This window comes from Treponema sp., assembly GCF_024696245.1.
Taxonomy (GTDB): domain Bacteria; phylum Spirochaetota; class Spirochaetia; order Treponematales; family Treponemataceae; genus Treponema_D.
The window spans coordinates 1-17517 of sequence record NZ_JAILGZ010000068.1; the positions used below are offsets into that span (position 1 = coordinate 1).

Genomic DNA, 17517 nt, shown 5'->3' on the forward strand with positions numbered 1-17517 from the left:
GGTATCCCAGTGCGTTCAAGAAGTTCCTTTCTTCTGGGAGAGGAAGACGCAAGAATTATTTTATTCATAGGAATTATAATAGAATATTTTAGTAAAGAGAAAAAGGTTAAAAAAAACAGAGAATTGACTATTTCAATATAAACAGATATCTTTTGTAAAAATCAGGGGAGATTAGCTTAACTGGATAAAGCGTTGGCCTCCGGAGCCGAAGACTGTGGGTTCGAATCCCGTATCTCTCAAAAAAAAATTAAATGAAAAGAAAAAAAAAGCCTTTGCATTGAGGAATTTGTTTAATGCAAAGGCTTATTTTATTCAGTATGAAACTGAATTATTTAGAATTATTAGATGAAGAACTTCCGCTCTGCATTGAACGCAGAAGATTCAAGGCCTTCTGGCGTACTGGTGTTACATAACGATAATTTGTTGCAATTTCAGAAATAGACTGAATCATTGCTGACTTATCCTGTACAGTTGGAGCAAGACTTTCATATGCATTTAAGATTTCAAGTGCAAGTGAACTTGTAGGGTTAAGCGCTGCATATTTTCTGTGAATAAATTCGATTGTGCTCACAACCTCATCATTTTCGTTAATACCAATTTTTCCTAAAGAACGAATAGCTGCTGTAACAACCATTGGTTCTTTATCTTCTGATGCAATTCCAACAAGAGTATTCTTTGAAGCTTCAGTTGGAATTTCTCCAAGAAGGTCACATGCTTTAGCCCTGATATCAGGGAAATTATTCATAACACGGCCATTTGTTCTTGAAAGTTTGTTGATTCCTTCTCCGGCAAGGCTGTCAAGGGCAGCTACCATATCAGGAGATGCACGGCCTGCAGAAACAGCATTTTCAAGATACTCCAAAGCAACAAGCTTGCTGTCATAATCATCTGATGCTGCAAGTTCTGTTATAATTGCATCCTCTACATTAGAGAGGTAGTCCTGTTCTACTGTTGTTTCTGAACGTTTACCTGATTCCTGTGCTGCAAGGCAAGCTGCTGTAAGTGCGAACACTACTCCGCACAAAATCTTAGACACTTTCATGTGGTCCTCCAAAATATCTCACATTATTCTATAGTAAAAAACTGAATAAATCAATCATCAAGTGAAGGAAGATGTAATTTCCACTTTCCATCAAGACGATTAAAATTATAATAGATAGTATCGGTATCTTCCTGGAACTGAACAACCTTTACAAGATCTTTTGTTTCATAACGGATTTCATCAATCGTACGGCCTGCACGGGCTGGTACAAATACAAACTTAAAATAATCCTTAAGGGAATTTAACCTGAGACCCTTAACAGGAAGTCTGCCTGCTGCACGCTTAAGGTTTCCGGATTTTGACCAGTATTCAATACTTTCTTCATCAAGATAAGTATACCAGCTTTCATAATCCATATCAGCCATAACCTGTTCAAGCTTTGAAATTATGATGAGAATCTGTTTTTTATCGTTGTTGAATTCCTCTTCAGTAACATCAACATCACCTTTTGAACGCTGATATTCATCATCGCGGGAAACAACATTTTCTGCTGCCTGCTGAACATTATCAACAGTCTCTGCTGCATCCTGACCGGAACTTGCACAGGAGAAGAAAAATCCTGCAGTACAGAGAAGCAGTGTCATTGTTTTAAAAATATTCTTTTTCATACTTTTAAGTTTACAACTATTACAGATTTCCGTCAATTTTATATTGTAGAAGCTATTTTCATCTGTTAATATTCCTTTATAACTATATATATGAAAAAGAAGGAATAATTACATGTCCAAAGCAGTATTTCCAGGAACCTTTGATCCGCCAACATACGGACATCTCAACCTTATAGAAAGGGCAAGCCTTCTGTTTGACAACATAGATGTACTTATCTCTGTCAATCCGGATAAAAAAACACTCTTTTCCGAAGAAGAACGTTTTTCTTTACTTAAGGAACTCACAAAAAATTTCAGAAATGTAACTGTACATAAATGGGACGGTCTTGTTGTTGATTACTGCAAAAAAGCAGGATCTAAAGTTCTTCTCAGGGGAATCCGCAATACAGTGGATTTTTCTTATGAATTTGACTTATCACTTATGAACCGTTCCCTGGACAGTGAAGTAGAAACCCTCTTTATGCCGACGGAACAGAAGTACTTTCTTATAAGGAGCAGCAGCATTAAGGAAGTTGCCAAACTTGGAGGTGACATAAGTCTTATGGTTCCTCCCGCAGTTGAAAAAGCCCTTAAGGAAAAATACAGGAATAAGCTCTAGTTTTTTTTTGACAAAATGACAAAATTTGACAAATTGTTAATAAAAAATAATTGACATATTCCAAAATGAGGGTATAATTCTTGACATGATTTAGTATTCTGTTGTAGTATCTGAAACGTTATACACAGATAACTAAAATTTATAGCGAGGATATATTATGGCAGTACCTAGATCAAAAACTTCAAAAGCTGTTACTAAAAGAAGAAGAGGCGTGAACATGCATCTTGATACTCCACATCTTGTTGAATGCAGCAACTGTGGAAACCTTGTTTTGCAGCATCATGTATGTCAGAAATGCGGTTTCTATCGTGGACGTCAGGTGATCACACCAGAAGTTAACGGCTAAAAAAATCTTTAGGAGCAAAAAAATGGACGAATTGTTCGAAAAAATGCAGAAGCTTATTGCTGAAAAACTTGAAATTGATCCAGCAAAAGTAACATTGGAATCTTCATTCCGTGGTGATCTTGGAGCAGACAGTCTTGATACTTATGAACTTGTTTATGCTATTGAAGAAGAAATGGGCGTACAGATTCCAGATGACAAAGCAAATGAATTTGAAACTGTAAAAGATGCCTATGACTACATCAAATCACAGAAATAAGTGAACTGAAGGTCATTAGATAAAACACAGTATTTTCATACTGTGTTTTTTTTATTTTAAATGAATTATAATGTTTATACACCATGAAAAGAGATTATTTATTACAATTCAAAAGTACCCTTACTCAGGAAAGAAAGAATGAACTGTTAAAATTCTGCCACAATCTTGGAATAAAATTTCACGATTTAAGCCTTCTGGACCTGGCTCTTACCCACAGATCCTATTCAAACGAAAATAAAGCTTATAAATCAAAAAACAATGAAAGGCTGGAATTTCTTGGAGACAGTGTTCTTGGTCTTGCTACAGCAGCTTTTTTATACGGTGACATGGAAAATAATGCAGAAGGGGACCTTGCAAAAATTAAATCCAATGTTGTAAGTGAACAGACCCTTGCACCTATCGCTGTAGAAAAAATGCACCTGGATAAACTCCTTGTACTTGGAAAAGGTGAAGAAATGACAGGTGGCAGACAGAAAAAAGCAATTCTTGCAGATGCAGTAGAAGCTGTTTTTGGAGCCCTTTATCTGGATTCAGGTTATAAAAGTGCAGAAAAACTGGTTGATATGCTTATTGTTCCAGAAATAAGAAAAGTTCAAACTAACACAGGTCACAAGGATTACAAAACAATTTTACAGGAATATTATCAGAAAAAATGCAGGAAAACTCCTGTATACGAACTCCTCCGTACTTCAGGACCGGATTGTGATAAAACATTTGAAGTTCAGGTAAAACTGGGAAATACAATATATGGTCCTGTTAAGGGAAAATCCAAAAAGAGTGCAGAGCAGGAAGCAGCAAAGGCAGCCTGTATGGTTCTGGAAATAAATTAAAAAAAATTTACTTTTTTTTTGGTTTTCATATTGACTTTTTTTTGTCAAAAGCATATAGTCTTAAACATCAACGCGGCAGTCGTATAACGGCTCATTACCCCAGCCTTCCAAGCTGGAGACGAGGGTTCGACTCCCTTCTGCCGCTCTAAAGCTTCTGAGTAATCAGAAGCTTTTTTTATTTTAAATCTGTTTTTGTATAAAAATTTAAGTCCCTAAAAAAATTTTCTCTATATCTCTTCCGGAAAATGTAAAAATCGGGTTATATTCATTTATATGAGTGAAGAAAAATATGTACGTCCTACCTGGGATGAATACTTTATGGAAGTTTGCAGAACCATTGCAAAACGGGCAACCTGTGACAGGGGAAGAAGCGGCTGTGTCATTGCAAAAGATAACCAGATTCTTGTTACAGGCTATGTAGGAAGTCCTGCCGGCCTGCCTCATTGTGATGAAGTAGGGCATCTTTTTAGAAAATCAATACATGCAGACGGATCAATTACAAACCATTGTGTCAGAACAGTACATGCAGAACAGAACGCAATCTGTCAGGCTGCAAAAAGAGGTATTGCAATTGACGGAGCAACCCTTTACTGCAAAATGACCCCCTGCAGAACCTGTGCCATGCTTATAATTAACTGCGGAATAAAAAGGGTAGTTTGTGAAAAACACTACCATGACGAAGCTGACTCTATGGAAATGTTTAAGGCTGTTGGAATTAAAATCGAACACCTTGAAGATTCCGTTCAGACTTATGCAGATATGTAAAAAAATTTAATAAAGTATTGACAATAAGAAATACTTGAATTAGATTTAAGTTACCGATTGTTCGGTAACTTAAATATGTCAGAAAAATTATCATTTTCCCGTAATACGGACACAAAAGAAAAAATCATCTCAGCTGCCTTTGCTCTTTATTCAGAGAGTTTTTCAAAAGCATCTTTAAGTAATATTGCAAAAAGAACAGGTATTTCTAAAACAGCTATTTACAGACATTTTAAGGACAAGGAATCTCTTGAAAATGAAATGTTCAGGATAGTTTATGACTCCTTTTTTAACGTTTTTAAGATTTATGAAAAGTACATGGCAGAGGGACAAGCCGAAAAAGCTTTCTCACTTATCATAGAGTTTGTAGATAAAAAAACAGAATATGTTACCTTCTATCTTTTAATGAATTCCGAAACATGCCAGGATAACCTGATTATTGAAATGAAAAAAAGAGGTTCAAGAAGCTTTGATTCCCTTCTTAACAATGACGGGAGCATTAACAAACTGGACTTTTACATTACAAATATTTTTTCACTGGCAACAATCATTTCCTTTGTATCCACTAAAAAGAAAGAAAACAGCTGCACCTTAAGTGACCAGGAGTTTTATCAGAGAGTTTCAGTTTTTATCCTTAACGGTCTTGGAAATACATCTCCATCCATATCTTCCATAAGATTTACTGAACTTGAAAATATTACCAGAAATGCAGTTTCCGGACTTGAAGCTCCGGATAGAATTATTGTTGCCCTTAATTCAGCAATTAAAAAATATGGTTCTAAAAATGTAACGATTGAACAGATTGCCAGTGAACTTGGAATGGCAAAAAGCAGTCTTTATACCTGGTTTTCAAATAAAAATGAAATGTTCCAGAAGCTTATATTTAAGGAACTTGATACCCTGCTTTATACAGTTATAGAAAATCAGGCTTTTGCTGTAACTAAGGAAGAGAGACTTTTTTTAATATTGTCGAGTACCCTTGAGTATCTTAATGCAAGGCCTCAGCTTATTAACGTGTTTCAATGGCTGCAGCTGACTGAAAATTTTGGTCAAAGTATTTGTAGGGAAGAAAATTTTAATCTTGATCAGGTTACAGAAGATTTTTTCAGAAAGAATCCACTTTTTGAAAAAATACCTGATTTAGGTTTTAAAAGTAAAAATGGACAGACTATTACAAACTGGATATTTGTAATACCAGTTTTCACTCTCGCTCATGGTAAAAAACACAATCTTTCAGTGGATTTAATAAGAGCCTCAATCAGGGAATTATTTTTCATGATAGAAGAGGGAATTAAAATAAAAATTAATCTTAATGGGGGTATAAAATGAAGTTGAAAGCAATTTCAGCTGCAGTCCTGCTTATGATTACAGCAGGAACAAATTTAATTATGGCAGAGAATAAAGTTTCCGAACAATCGGTAACTTTAACTATTGATAAAGCTGTTGAGTATGCAATGGAAAACAGCAGGAGTCTTAAAAGTGCAGATATAGATCTGGAAATGAAAAAGAGAGCTTCTTCCAACAGCTGGAATGTCTTTTTACCTTCCATGTCTCTTACAGGAACAATGAACCGCTCTACAGAGTATTCACCAAGCACTGCAGCCTTAACAGGTATTACTGATTTTCCTGATGAAGAATCCCGCTGGGCTGTAGTAGGAGGTTTTTCTTTTGGATGGACTTTCACACCGGCTTACATAGGTAAAATCATGCAGAGCCATGCAAACTACGAACTTCAGAAAATTACCTGGGAACAGACAAAGAGAGATACGGAAATCAATATAAAGAAAATTTTTTATGGTCTCCTTCTTCAGAACCAGAGCCTTAATATTCAGAAAACAAGTCTTGAAAATGCCCGTAAAAGAGCAGAGCAGGCAGAGGCAAACTATAAAAACGGTATTATTCCTGAACTGGCACTTCTTCAGGCTCAGGTAACTTATGAAAACCAGAAACCGGAAGTTGAACAGGCTCAGAGAAGCTACAGGCAGTCCCTTGATATGCTGGCTTTTCTTATAGGTCTTCCAGTTGGAACAGACATTATTCTTGAAGGCAGTATTGAACCTGAATATGTAGATGTTAATTATGATGAATTAATTTCCATGTACGGATATTCAGCACTGGACATGCAGTCCCTTCAGGAAAACATGCACCTTACAGATCTTGGACTTAAAACACTTACACTGGCAACTTACTTTCCGGCTTTAAGCATTAACTATTCCTGGCAGCCTGCCTATATGGGAAAAGCTTTCAGTTTTATGGATGATTTAGGTAAGGATGACATGTGGTACGACTCCGGTTCATTAAGCCTTACTGTTGCATGGAACCTTACAAATATTCTTCCATGGTCTACTAACCAGCAGCAGGCAAAAGACCTTAAGCAGGTAAAAAAACAGCTGGCCTTAAACAGGGAACTGCTTTCAGAAAACCAGAAAGTACAGGTAAGAAAAGCTGTAGATACTCTTGTAGAATCAAAGGCGCAGATCGAAAACATGAGCAGAAACATTACTCTGGCTCAAAGAGCTTATGATGCAACACTTAAAGCTTACAGAAGCGGAACTACAGAACTTCTTGATTTAAGGGATGCTGAAAGCTCACTTAACCAGGCAAAACTTGGACTGGCAAATCAGAAATACAATTATATTTCAGCCTTGCTTGATCTTGAAAATACATTAAATACAACTTTAACCCGTAAAGGAGAATAAAATGAAAAAAAATTCAATCAGTAAATCTGCTTTATTCACAACTGCAGTTATCCTTTCATGTTTTGGACTTTCTTCATGTTCAAAAAAAGCCGCTGCAGCAAATGATGAAAAAAATGAAATAACCTATGCTGTAAATGCTTATAAAATAAAGCCGGGAAATCTTGATAATTATCTTGAATTTGGCGGTGACGTTGATTCAGTAAATGCTGTTGATGTTCTTCCTGACGTTAACGGAAAGATTTCAAGCATAAAGGTAAACATTGGTGATATGGTAAAGAAAGACCAGATTATCTGTTATGTAGATGCCAGCCGTCCTGGATATGTTTACAGTGAATCTCCTGTAAAAGCTCCTATTGCAGGAAGACTTACATCCTTTGCACCAACAGTAGGAACAATGGTTGCACCTTCAATGTCAATTGCAAAAATCAGCAATACTGATGATCTTGAAATCAAGGTAAATGTTCCTGAAAGATTTATCAGCCGTGTTTCAAAAGGACAGAAAGCAGTCCTTACATTTGACTCATACCCTGCAGAAGAATTTTCCGCAACTGTTTTTGAAGTAAGTCCGGTTCTTGATACAACATCCCGCACAGAACAGATTAAACTCAGGATTACAGAAAAATCCAGCCTTATAAAAGTTGGTATGTACGCAAGGGTTCGCCTTATTACTGACAGTATCAGAAATGCAATTGTTGTACCTGAAAGTTCAATTGTAACAAGAGATGGCATACCTTATGCATTTATCCTTGATACAGAAAAATCAAATGACAAATCTAAATATGTAAAAATGGTAAGCATCAAAAAAGGTATCACTGTTGACAATAATACAGAAATAACAGAAGGACTTTCTGCAGATGATATTATCATTGTTAAGGGACAGACACTTCTTAATGACGGTGTTTCTGTTAATATTCTTTCTACTGTAAACGGAGAGTAATGATGACATTTTCTGAAAAATGCGTAAGAAAACCTGTAACTACATTACTGGTTTTTATCGTTATGATTGCAATGGGTATTTATTGTACTTTCAGTCTTCCTGTTGATATGTACCCTGATATGGAACTGCCTTATATGGTTGTTTATACAACTTACCCTAATGCAGGTCCTGAAGAAGTAGAGCAGAGTCTTACACGAACCCTTGAAAGTTCCCTCTCTGGTCTTAGTGGTCTTAAAAAGCTTCAGTCCCAGTCTATGTCAGGACTCAGCCTTATTATTCTTGAATTGAATTATGGGGTAAACCTTGATTCTGCCGCAAATGAAATTCGAGATAAAATAGATATGGTGCGAAGTTATCTTCCTGATGATGCATCTTCACCTATTACAATTAAGATGGACCCATCCATGATGCCAATCATGATGCTTACTATACAGGGAAACCGAACTCCTGAAGAATTAAGGGCATATGCAGAAGATGTAATTCAGCCCCGCCTTGAACAGCTTGATGGTGTTGCTTCTGCAAACGTAATCGGTGGAAAAGAAAAATCAATAAACGTAGAAATTCCAAGAGACAGACTTGAAGCTTATGGACTTTCCATCAGTCAGGTTGCACAGATGATTGGAGCCCAGAACATTCAGAGTTCAGGTGGTACAATTTCCAGTGAAGAAAAAAATTACATTATTAAAACAAATGGTAAATACCAGAGCCTTGAAGATTTAAAGAATACAGTTATCTCCTACAAGGCAAAAATAGTTAATTCAATGTCAGCACCTGACATTGTAACTTTAAGACTTCGTGATGTTGCAGATGTTTATGAAGGTTATAAAAATCAGAGTACACTGGCTTTTCTTGATTCAAGTCCGTGTGTAATGCTTAACATTCAGAAGCAGAGTGGAAAAAATTCCGTTACTGCAGCAAAAAATGTCCGCAATTCCCTTGAAAAACTTAAGCTTGAACTTCCGGACGATATTAAAATTGTAGAAACTTACAATACAACAGACATTATCGAACAAACAATCTGGGAAGTAGTAAAGTCAGTTGTTACAGGAGCTCTTCTTGCTATTGCCGTTCTTTTTGTATTCCTTCGCTCATTTAAGAGTACATTCATCATCGGTTTAAGTATTCCTATTTCTGTTTTTGTAACCCTTATGCTTATGTATTTTAAGGGAATTACAATCAACATGATTTCTCTTGCAGGACTTCTTCTTGGAATCGGTATGCTTGTAGATAACTCCATTGTAGTTCTGGAAAATATTTATGCCTACAGACAGAGGGATGCAAAACTTACAGTTGCTGCCATTCTTGGTTCTCAGGAAATGATTTCTTCAATTACATCAAGTACCCTTACATCTATATGTATCTTCCTTCCAATGCTTTTATTCAAGAGCAAACTGGGAATTATGGGACAGATGTTTGATAACCTGGCATGGACAATTATTTTCTCATTATCATGTTCCCTCATCGTTGCCATGGCTTTAGTACCGGTACTGTCTTCTTCCTTCCTCAAGATTGATAAAATCACAACAGAAGGTTCAGGAATCAGTTACGGCATTAACAAAGCATTCAATAATTTCTTCCTTAAGCTGGATAATGCCTATGCCAAAGGTGTAAAGATTGTTCTTAATCACAGAAAAACTTTCATTGCAATTCTTATTGTAGTATTTGTTGCAAGCATGGCTTCCATAAAAGCAATTGGTTTTATCTTTATGCCGGAAAGTGCCTCAACTTCTGTAGGTGTAACTTTTGAACTGCCTAAGGGATCAACTCTTGAAGCAACAGAAGCTACTGTAAAACAGTTTGAACAGAAAGCCCTTCAGGTTCTTAAAGGAGTTAAATATACATCTGTAACAGTTGGTGGAACAAGCGTAATGTCTGCAGGTTCTTCAACAAATGAAGGTGCAATTACCTTTACTCTTTATCCTGAACCAGAACGTAAGTCAGGATGGGATAATGATAAATCAGCTAAAGAAAAGCTACGCAAATTCTTTAATGACTATCCTGGTGCAAAACTTTCATTCTCTACCAACATGAACAGTGTAGGTTCTTCCGGTATTTCCATTGATGTTAAATGTGATGACCTTACAACTCTCCGTGAGACAGGAATTGCTATAGAAAAGCTTCTTAAGGAAAAGGGTGGTGAATGGGTAACTGAAGTTACTTCTGATCAGGAAGATGGTCTTCCACAGGCAGAAATCATTGTAAACAGAAACCGCATGTATGAACTTGGCTTAAACATTTACAATGTTGGTGCAGAAATTTCTGCAGCAATTAATGGTACAACAGCCAGCCGTTATACATACAATGGTGATGATATCGATGTTATTGTTAAGCTTTCAGAAAAGGATAAGACAAAGCTTACTGACCTTGATCAGCTTTCTGTAATCAACTCTCAGGGACAAAGAATACCACTTTCAAGCTTTGCTCATTATGAACAGAACGAATCACCTGTAACCATTAAGCGTGAAAATCAGTCTCGTAAGATTACAATCAGTGCAACTCCAGTTATGGGACTTTCCCTTGACGTTGTTCAAAGTAATATATCAAAACTGATTAACGATAATATTCCTAAGGATGACTCTGTTCTTATTTCTTTTAGTGGTGCATTTGAAGATACTATTGAAGCTGTTACAGCCTTTGGTGTAATTATGCTTATGGCTGCTATTCTTGTATTTGTAGTAATGGCATCACAGTTTGAATCCCTTGTAGATCCGTTTATCGTAATTCTTACAATTCCACTTTCATTTATTGGTGTAATTGCAATCTACGCCCTTACTGGAACTCAGCTTAACGTTATTACAATTATGGGTGTTCTGGTACTTATCGGAACAATCGTAAACAACGGTATCGTTCTTGTAGACTATACAAACCTTCTCAGAAAGCGTGGTTATGAATTAATGGATGCCTGTGTTGAAGCAGCAAAAAACCGTCTTCGTCCTATTCTTATGTCTACTTTAACAACAGTTATTTCACTTATGCCTATGGCATTCTTCCCTGGTGAAGGTTCAGCTTCCATGCAGCCAATTTCACTTACAGTATTTGGTGGTATGACCTTTGGTTCAATTATGACTTTGTTCCTTATGCCTACAATTTACTATATCATCAACAACCGCAGGATTAAAAAAGCCCAGAGAAGAGCAGCAAAGAAAGCCTTAAAGGATCAGCAGAAACTGGAATCCTATGACAGAATGAATGGAGGATACTAAGATGGAAACAAAAAAATGCCGCAGAGTTGAAATCGTTTGTTCCCAGGCTCTTGAAGAAGATTTTACTCAGGAATTTCTTGATGCAGGAGTAGGAAAGAAATTTACAAAGATCAATCCTGTAATGGGAGCAGGCTGTTCTAATCCTCACCTTGGTGATTCAGTATGGCCCCAGCTTAACATTATGTACATAATTTTCTGCAGTGAAGAAGAAGCAGAAAAGATTTATTCTATAGTTGTAAAACTCCGCAAGCTTTACATTACAGAAGGTATTGCCTGCTTTATTTCTGAAAGCAGCGAATGCTAAATAAAAAAGTGCACCACTTAAAAGCCAGATTAATATAAAGCTTTAAGTGATGCACTTTTTTTTATTTAATAATTGTATAAAACTGATAAAAAATCTCTTTACCAGATTAATTGCATGAAAATCTCTTATCTTTCATAAACTGTTCAAGACTATCCTGCCAGGACGGAAGTTTAATGGACAGTTCTTTTTGTATAAGGCTTTTATCCAGAACAGAATAAGAAGGGCGTTCTGCTATTGATTCAAACTCAAGGGAAGTACAAGGTTTTACTTCACAGTCATTTTGAATCAGGGAATGCTTTTTTCCGATTCTGTATATTTCATTTGCAAAATCAAACCAGCTGCATTCACCACCGTCAGAAAAATTATATATTCCGTAAGGAAGGGCAGATTTTTTTCCAAAAAGACCTGCAGCTTTATCTGAAGTTTCAATAATTTTATAAATAAATGCTGCAAGATTTATACAGCTTGTAGGAGTGCCAGTCTGATCATTAACAACCTTTACAGAGGGATTGTTTTTCATAAGGTTAGTCATTGTGTAAACAAAATTTTTTCCGTTAAAGCCATAGAGCCAGCCGCTGCGGATTAAATAATACCTTGTAATTTCACTGGTAACGCATTCCTCTCCATAAGCCTTGCTTTTACCGTATGAATTAAGGGGGCAGGGAATATCTTCTTCCGTATAGGGAGATTTTTTTGCTCCGTCAAAAATAAAGTCTGTAGAAATATGAATAAGCTTTGCACCAATTCTTCTTGTTGTTCTGGCAATATTTAAGGCACCTTCGCCATTAACTTTCATAGCCAGTTCTTTTTCTTCTTCTGCCTTATCAACATTAGTATAGGCTGCACAGTTAATTACCCAGGTTATTTTGCCTGGAACACGACCGGAAGAAACTGATTTACCTGTCTGTCTTGCAGAAGTATCATTACTGTCGGCAAAATTATTAAGGGCATTTGCATCTGTTATGTCAACTTCACTATTACTGCCAATCCATGGAATATTTTTTTGTGTAAGGATACGGGCTATTTCACTTCCCAGCATACCCTTGGAACCGATTAACCAGATCATATTCCCTCCCGAAAGAAATTAAATCATCAATTTGAGTGCTAATTATAAAGAAAACTCTTGTTGAAGAAAAGGCTTTTTTCGGGTAAAGTTTTTGCATTATGAATATGGAAGCCTTTGTGTTAGGGTGCGGCGGTATGATGCCATTACCATACAGACACCTTACTTCGGTACTTTTACGCCGGGACGGAGATTTATTTTTATTTGACGGAGGAGAAGGAACTCAGGTTTCTCTTAAGCGTCTTAATTTAAAATGGAAAAAAATAAATGCAATATTTGTTTCACATACACATGCAGATCATGTAACCGGACTTCCCGGTATCCTTATGCTTTCTGCTCAGGTAGACAGGACTGAACCCCTTTACATCTTTGGTCCTCCAAAAATTGCTGAATACATAGAAACATCAAGAAAAGTTCTGGATATGTATATCAACTATCCTATTGTTGTAAAAGAAATTACAGCCCCTTGTGTAGTTTATGAAGGCGACGGCTTTTACGTAAGGGCTTTTCCTCTTGAACATACAAAAGTTTGTGTTGGTTATACCCTTGAAGAACTGGACAGACCAGGTGAATTTAATCCTGAAGCTGCAGAAGCACTTAAAATTCCTAAAGGCCCTTTATGGGGAAAACTTCAGAAAGGCGAAAGTGTTATTAATTCAGAGGGTGTAGAAATAAAACCCCAGCAGGTTGTAGGAAAAGCAAGAAGCGGAAGAAAATTCAGTTTTGTTACAGATACAATGTACCTTCCTTCAATAGCTAAAGAAGTAAAAGGTTCGGATCTTCTTATATGTGAAGGAATGTTTGCCGATGACTGTGCAGACCAGGCAAGAGAAAAAAAGCATATGACTTCCAGACAGAGTGCTGTAATTGCAAGAGACTCAGGTTCAAAAAAAATGGCCTTAATCCATTACAGTCCCCGTTATACAGACAAGGATCTGGAACTTCTTGCTTCTCAGGCCAGGGAAGTTTATCCGGGAACAATTCTTACCAAGGACCGGATGCATTTTGAAATACCTTATGAAGATTAAACATGGCCGGCCATTCAGTAGAACTTGTTAATGTTACAAAAATTTATTCACAGAAAAATCATCAGAAAAAAACTGCATGTTCTGAAATAAATTTTTATGCAGACAAAGGACAGATAACAGGAATTCTTGGAAAAAACGGAGCAGGTAAGTCGACCCTCATAAAGTGTATATGTGCCTTCCAATATCCAACGGAGGGCAGTGTATGTGTTGAAGGTTATGAGGATGGAGCTTCCATAAGAAAAATTACAGGCTACGTTTGTGAAAGTCCCATTCTCGAAAAGAACATGACTGTAAAAGAAATCCTCCATCTGACTTCCAGCCTTTATATTAACACTGTAAGTGAACGGGGAAAATATATAACTGAAAGCATCAGGATTACTGATATTAAGGACATTCTTAATTTTAAGATTTCTGCCCTGTCAAAAGGATATACACAGAGAGTAAATCTTGCCAGGGCATTATGCTGTAACCCAAAGGTTTTAGTACTTGATGAATATTCAGGAGGACTTGATCCCCTGCAGGCTAAAAGATTGCGTACAGAAATAAAAAAACTTTCAGCTGACAAGACGATAATTTTTTCTACCCACAATATAGAAGAAGCTGAACTTTTATGTGACAGGCTTTACATTTTAAAAGACGGAAGGGTAAGCTGCTCTGGTTCTATCGAAGAATTGTTAAAAAATACTGCTTCAACAAATCTTGAAGAAGCTTTTCTTAAATGCACAGGAGAAGAGTCTTAAAAAATGAAATCTCTTTTTAAATATAATCTTTATCATTTTCTCATCAGTCCTGTTTTCTTTTTTACAAATGCCCTCTATGTAATTTTTGCAGCCATTTATTTTTTCCTAAGTTCAAGATTTTTTACAGCAGCAGGGACAAGTGACCTGCAGGGATTTTTTTTAATTCTTTCTACCCTGAATATTTTGTATTTTCCTCTTCTTGTTTCCTTTAATCCTTTTTGTCAGACAGACCTTACTTTACCTTACGGACATTTCACCATTGTATTTTCAAAACTTCTGACAGCTTTTACAGCCTGTCTTTTTACAATTTTTACATCAATGCTTATTCCTTTTGCAGTAAGCCGTTTTGGTTCACTGGATAAACCGGCTTTAATTTGCTCTATTATTGTTCTTATATTTTATTCTTTAGCAGGTCTTTCCTTTACACTTTTTATATCAGCCTTTTTTACATCACCAGCCCTTTCTTTTGCACTTTCTTCCCTTGTACTTATTATTACAAATATTATTCATCTTATTCCGGCCTATACAAGCTTTACTTATTCATCTGCCTTATTGAATTATTTTTCACTTGCCTGGCACTTTGATGCAGCCGGAAAGGGAATTGCTGACTCTTCTGATATTTTGTTTTTTATTATAATCACAATAGCTTCACTTATTTTTACAGTAATAATTCTTGATTACCGCCGTCAGGCCTTAAACAGAATTCTTAAACACAAAATTGCAGCTCCTTTGATTTCTGTAATACTTCTTTTAATTTTATCTTCTCATATTGTTATAAGAAAAGATTTTACAACAAATGGAAAATATACTTTTTCACAACTTACAATTGATACAGCTTCATCTGTAAGTCAGCCCCTTTACATCACTTATTACCGTAGTCAGGCTCTTCTTGAACGTTATCCTGCCCTTAAAGATACAGAATTTCTTTTGCAGGAATGGGCTTCACTTAACAAGAAAATTTTTCTTAAATTAAAAGACACTTCATCAGCAAAAACCAGGACTCTTCTGCAAAAAGAAGGAATTCCTTCCCAAACTATAAACCTGGATTCATCAGACAACAGTATAGCCAGTGTTTATTCTGCTATTGTCATGGAATATGCCGGAGAAAGAAAAATAATTCCATTTTTAATAGATCCATCTACACTTGAATACGACCTGACTAAAAACACAACAGACCTTATTTCAAAACGAAATAATTTTGTAATGCTTGTAAGCGGTAATGGTTCCAGAATAGAAGAGAATTACGGAAATCTATATTCTTTTCTCGAGTATCAGGGCTTTATTCCTGTAATCCTTTATTGCCAGTCATCAGGACAGCAGGAAAACAATACGCTGTCTTTTAAAGAAATTATTTCTTCTGGAGCCATGAGTCAGACTCCTTTAGTAGTTTTAGGTTCCTCGGAATTTTCTAAAGAAGAAACTGATTTACTTGAAGAATATATCCTTAAAGGGGGAAAAGTTTTTATTGCAACACAAAACTATACTGTAAATACCCTGGACGGATGGGAACTTATAGAGGGCAATGAATACTTTAACCGTATGCTCTTTACCTTTGGCATTTATTTTGATCAGGATCCTGTATGCAGTCAGGACTCTTTTGGTCTTACCCTGCAGAATAATAATGGCACATATGTAAAACAATATCCCCTGTGGCCTTCTGCAGCAAAACAAAAATCAATTCCTGAAGGACTTATACAATTCTGGCCTTCTGCAATTACAATAGATCAGGAAGTAGCTGACCTTGAAGATTTTAATACAGAAGCAATTATCTCTTTAAGTGACAAATCATGGCACTTAAAATCCTACGATAATCAATATATAACAAATCCCTACACAGATTTTACTCCAGATGAAAAATTTTTTACTCCGGTTACAGCTGTAAGTGTAAAAAAGAAAGGAGCAGGGCAGCCTTCTTTAATTGTATACGGAGACCAGTATGGTTTTTCTACACCAATGTTAAGAATGATTTCTTCTACAAAACCTGATTTACGCACATTAAATTTTCTTTCTGATTCCCTGATGACTTTAACAGGAAGGGAAGATCTTAATTCCTTAAAATATAAATTTGCATCTACTGCAAATTTAAATAAAGTTTCACTTACAGAACGTGAAGCTGCATCAAAAAAAGTATATGCTGCAATGATTGTAATTCCCCTGTTTATTAGTCTTGCAGCTTATTTACTGACTCTGGCAGTCAGAAGGAAATTATTAAATGAAAAAGATTAGTACAAAAAAAGCAATTATTTATTTTTATCTCTTTGATTTTTTTCTTTTTATAGCAGTTATTGCCGCTCTTTTTATTATACCAAAAAAGAATTCTGCAAAGACCAGGGAAGCAGTAATTTTAAATACTAAATACCTTCCAAAAATTAACGCAATTTTAATAGAAGATTTAGAATCAAAAGAAAAGATATTATTAAAAAGGGAAGGGGCCTTCTGGTATGGAGTTCAGGAGAATGCAGGTAGTAAACTTATCTTTCCCTGCAATATGGAAGAACTAACCCTTATACTTACAAACCTTACCCAGCTTAAGGAACTTACATTAATCACTGAATCTCAGACTTTCCATGAATATTATGATATCAGCAGTACCAAAGGAAAAAATATTTCCTTTATGGAAAATGATAAAATTCTTGAAAGCATTACTTTTGGTAAAGAAAACAGCCTTAAACAGACCATAGCCTTTCGTATGAACAATCAGGAAAAGCTTTACGAGTGTAATTTTCCAGGAGAAACACTGACTACCGACCGTTCGTTCTGGTGTGATCCCTATATATGTCCCCTCCTAATTACCGGTAATCAGGAGGAGAGCGAACGTTCGTTAAGACGCGGTAAACTTACGGATATAAATACGAAAAAAGAAGTCAGTTCCCTTATAACCTCAAAAAAATTTAATCTCAAAAATGGTTCTAAAGTGATCCTTAATTTTATAAAGGATAATGATACCTGGATTGTCAGTCCTGAATTTTTAGCTTATAAAGAAGAAGATCAAAAGGTCTTTTCTCTTTTTAATTACAGTTATAGAATCAGCCAGACAACCTATGAAGGATTACAAAAATGAAAGAAATGGATTTATTTTTCAGCTGGCTTGACAGCTATTT

General features: G+C 36.0%; 17 protein-coding genes and 2 tRNA genes. 16 read left to right on the plus strand and 3 right to left on the minus strand.

Annotated elements, in window-relative coordinates:
- Window positions 1-165: 165 nt before the first annotated feature.
- Window positions 166-239, plus strand: a tRNA-Arg gene (locus K6D58_RS04685).
- 89 nt (window positions 240-328) lie between these two features.
- Here K6D58_RS04685 and K6D58_RS04690 read toward each other — a convergent pair.
- Window positions 329-1042 (minus strand): HEAT repeat domain-containing protein, encoded by a 714-nt coding sequence (locus tag K6D58_RS04690; protein ID WP_296828146.1) that lies wholly within the window; start codon window positions 1040-1042, stop codon window positions 329-331.
- Window positions 1043-1092: 50 nt separating this feature from the next.
- The gene (locus K6D58_RS04695; RefSeq protein WP_296828147.1) at window positions 1093-1650 is read right to left on the minus strand and encodes a hypothetical protein; all 558 of its coding nucleotides are present in this window, start codon (window positions 1648-1650) and stop codon (window positions 1093-1095) included.
- A gap of 112 nt (window positions 1651-1762) precedes the next feature.
- Here K6D58_RS04695 and coaD point away from each other — a divergent pair, with 112 nt between their 5' ends.
- From coaD to K6D58_RS04750, 11 genes are all read left to right on the plus strand, one after another.
- Window positions 1763-2248: a pantetheine-phosphate adenylyltransferase gene (coaD, locus tag K6D58_RS04700; protein ID WP_296828149.1), complete on the plus strand. Its 486-nt coding sequence runs from the start codon at window positions 1763-1765 to the stop codon at window positions 2246-2248.
- A 157-nt stretch (window positions 2249-2405) separates the two neighbouring features.
- Window positions 2406-2594 (plus strand): 50S ribosomal protein L32, encoded by a 189-nt coding sequence (rpmF, locus tag K6D58_RS04705; protein ID WP_184651758.1) that lies wholly within the window; start codon window positions 2406-2408, stop codon window positions 2592-2594.
- Window positions 2595-2616: 22 nt separating this feature from the next.
- The gene (gene acpP / locus K6D58_RS04710) at window positions 2617-2850 is read left to right on the plus strand and encodes an acyl carrier protein (RefSeq protein ID WP_184651757.1); all 234 of its coding nucleotides are present in this window, start codon (window positions 2617-2619) and stop codon (window positions 2848-2850) included.
- Window positions 2851-2933: 83 nt separating this feature from the next.
- Window positions 2934-3680 (plus strand): ribonuclease III, encoded by a 747-nt coding sequence (gene rnc / locus K6D58_RS04715; protein WP_296828152.1) that lies wholly within the window; start codon window positions 2934-2936, stop codon window positions 3678-3680.
- 72 nt (window positions 3681-3752) lie between these two features.
- Window positions 3753-3825 (plus strand) — tRNA-Gly (locus K6D58_RS04720).
- Between the two features lie 128 nt (window positions 3826-3953).
- On the plus strand, window positions 3954-4445 hold the full coding sequence (locus tag K6D58_RS04725; RefSeq protein ID WP_296828154.1) for a deoxycytidylate deaminase: 492 nt from the start codon (window positions 3954-3956) through the stop codon (window positions 4443-4445).
- A 75-nt stretch (window positions 4446-4520) separates the two neighbouring features.
- The gene (locus tag K6D58_RS04730) at window positions 4521-5771 is read left to right on the plus strand and encodes a TetR/AcrR family transcriptional regulator (RefSeq protein ID WP_296828156.1); all 1251 of its coding nucleotides are present in this window, start codon (window positions 4521-4523) and stop codon (window positions 5769-5771) included.
- On the plus strand, window positions 5768-7141 hold the full coding sequence (locus tag K6D58_RS04735; protein ID WP_296828157.1) for a TolC family protein: 1374 nt from the start codon (window positions 5768-5770) through the stop codon (window positions 7139-7141). Before K6D58_RS04730 ends, K6D58_RS04735 begins: the two co-directional genes overlap by 4 nt.
- Before the next feature lies 1 nt (window position 7142).
- Window positions 7143-8078, plus strand: coding sequence for an efflux RND transporter periplasmic adaptor subunit (locus K6D58_RS04740; protein ID WP_296828160.1), 936 nt, complete (start codon window positions 7143-7145; stop codon window positions 8076-8078).
- Window positions 8079-8080: 2 nt separating this feature from the next.
- Window positions 8081-11281 carry an efflux RND transporter permease subunit gene (locus K6D58_RS04745; RefSeq protein WP_296828162.1) on the plus strand — a complete coding sequence of 1067 codons (3201 nt, stop codon included), beginning with the start codon at window positions 8081-8083 and terminating at the stop codon, window positions 11279-11281.
- Window position 11282: 1 nt separating this feature from the next.
- Window positions 11283-11585 carry a PG0541 family transporter-associated protein gene (locus K6D58_RS04750; RefSeq protein WP_296828163.1) on the plus strand — a complete coding sequence of 101 codons (303 nt, stop codon included), beginning with the start codon at window positions 11283-11285 and terminating at the stop codon, window positions 11583-11585.
- A gap of 106 nt (window positions 11586-11691) precedes the next feature.
- Here K6D58_RS04750 and rfbD read toward each other — a convergent pair whose 3' ends face one another.
- Window positions 11692-12651 carry a dTDP-4-dehydrorhamnose reductase gene (rfbD, locus tag K6D58_RS04755; protein WP_296828165.1) on the minus strand — a complete coding sequence of 320 codons (960 nt, stop codon included), beginning with the start codon at window positions 12649-12651 and terminating at the stop codon, window positions 11692-11694.
- Between the two features lie 98 nt (window positions 12652-12749).
- Here rfbD and K6D58_RS04760 point away from each other — a divergent pair, with 98 nt between their 5' ends.
- Genes K6D58_RS04760 through K6D58_RS04775 form a run of 4 tightly spaced genes read left to right on the plus strand, consistent with a single transcriptional unit; the run spans window position 12750 to window position 17477 of the window.
- On the plus strand, window positions 12750-13676 hold the full coding sequence (locus tag K6D58_RS04760) for a ribonuclease Z (RefSeq protein ID WP_296828167.1): 927 nt from the start codon (window positions 12750-12752) through the stop codon (window positions 13674-13676).
- A 2-nt stretch (window positions 13677-13678) separates the two neighbouring features.
- A complete protein-coding gene (locus K6D58_RS04765; protein WP_296828169.1) occupies window positions 13679-14416 on the plus strand; it encodes an ABC transporter ATP-binding protein in 738 nt (245 codons plus the stop codon).
- Between the two features lie 3 nt (window positions 14417-14419).
- Window positions 14420-16642 (plus strand): Gldg family protein, encoded by a 2223-nt coding sequence (locus K6D58_RS04770; RefSeq protein ID WP_296828171.1) that lies wholly within the window; start codon window positions 14420-14422, stop codon window positions 16640-16642.
- Window positions 16629-17477 carry a hypothetical protein gene (locus tag K6D58_RS04775; RefSeq protein ID WP_296828173.1) on the plus strand — a complete coding sequence of 283 codons (849 nt, stop codon included), beginning with the start codon at window positions 16629-16631 and terminating at the stop codon, window positions 17475-17477. Before K6D58_RS04770 ends, K6D58_RS04775 begins: the two co-directional genes overlap by 14 nt.
- Window positions 17478-17517 lie beyond the last annotated feature (40 nt).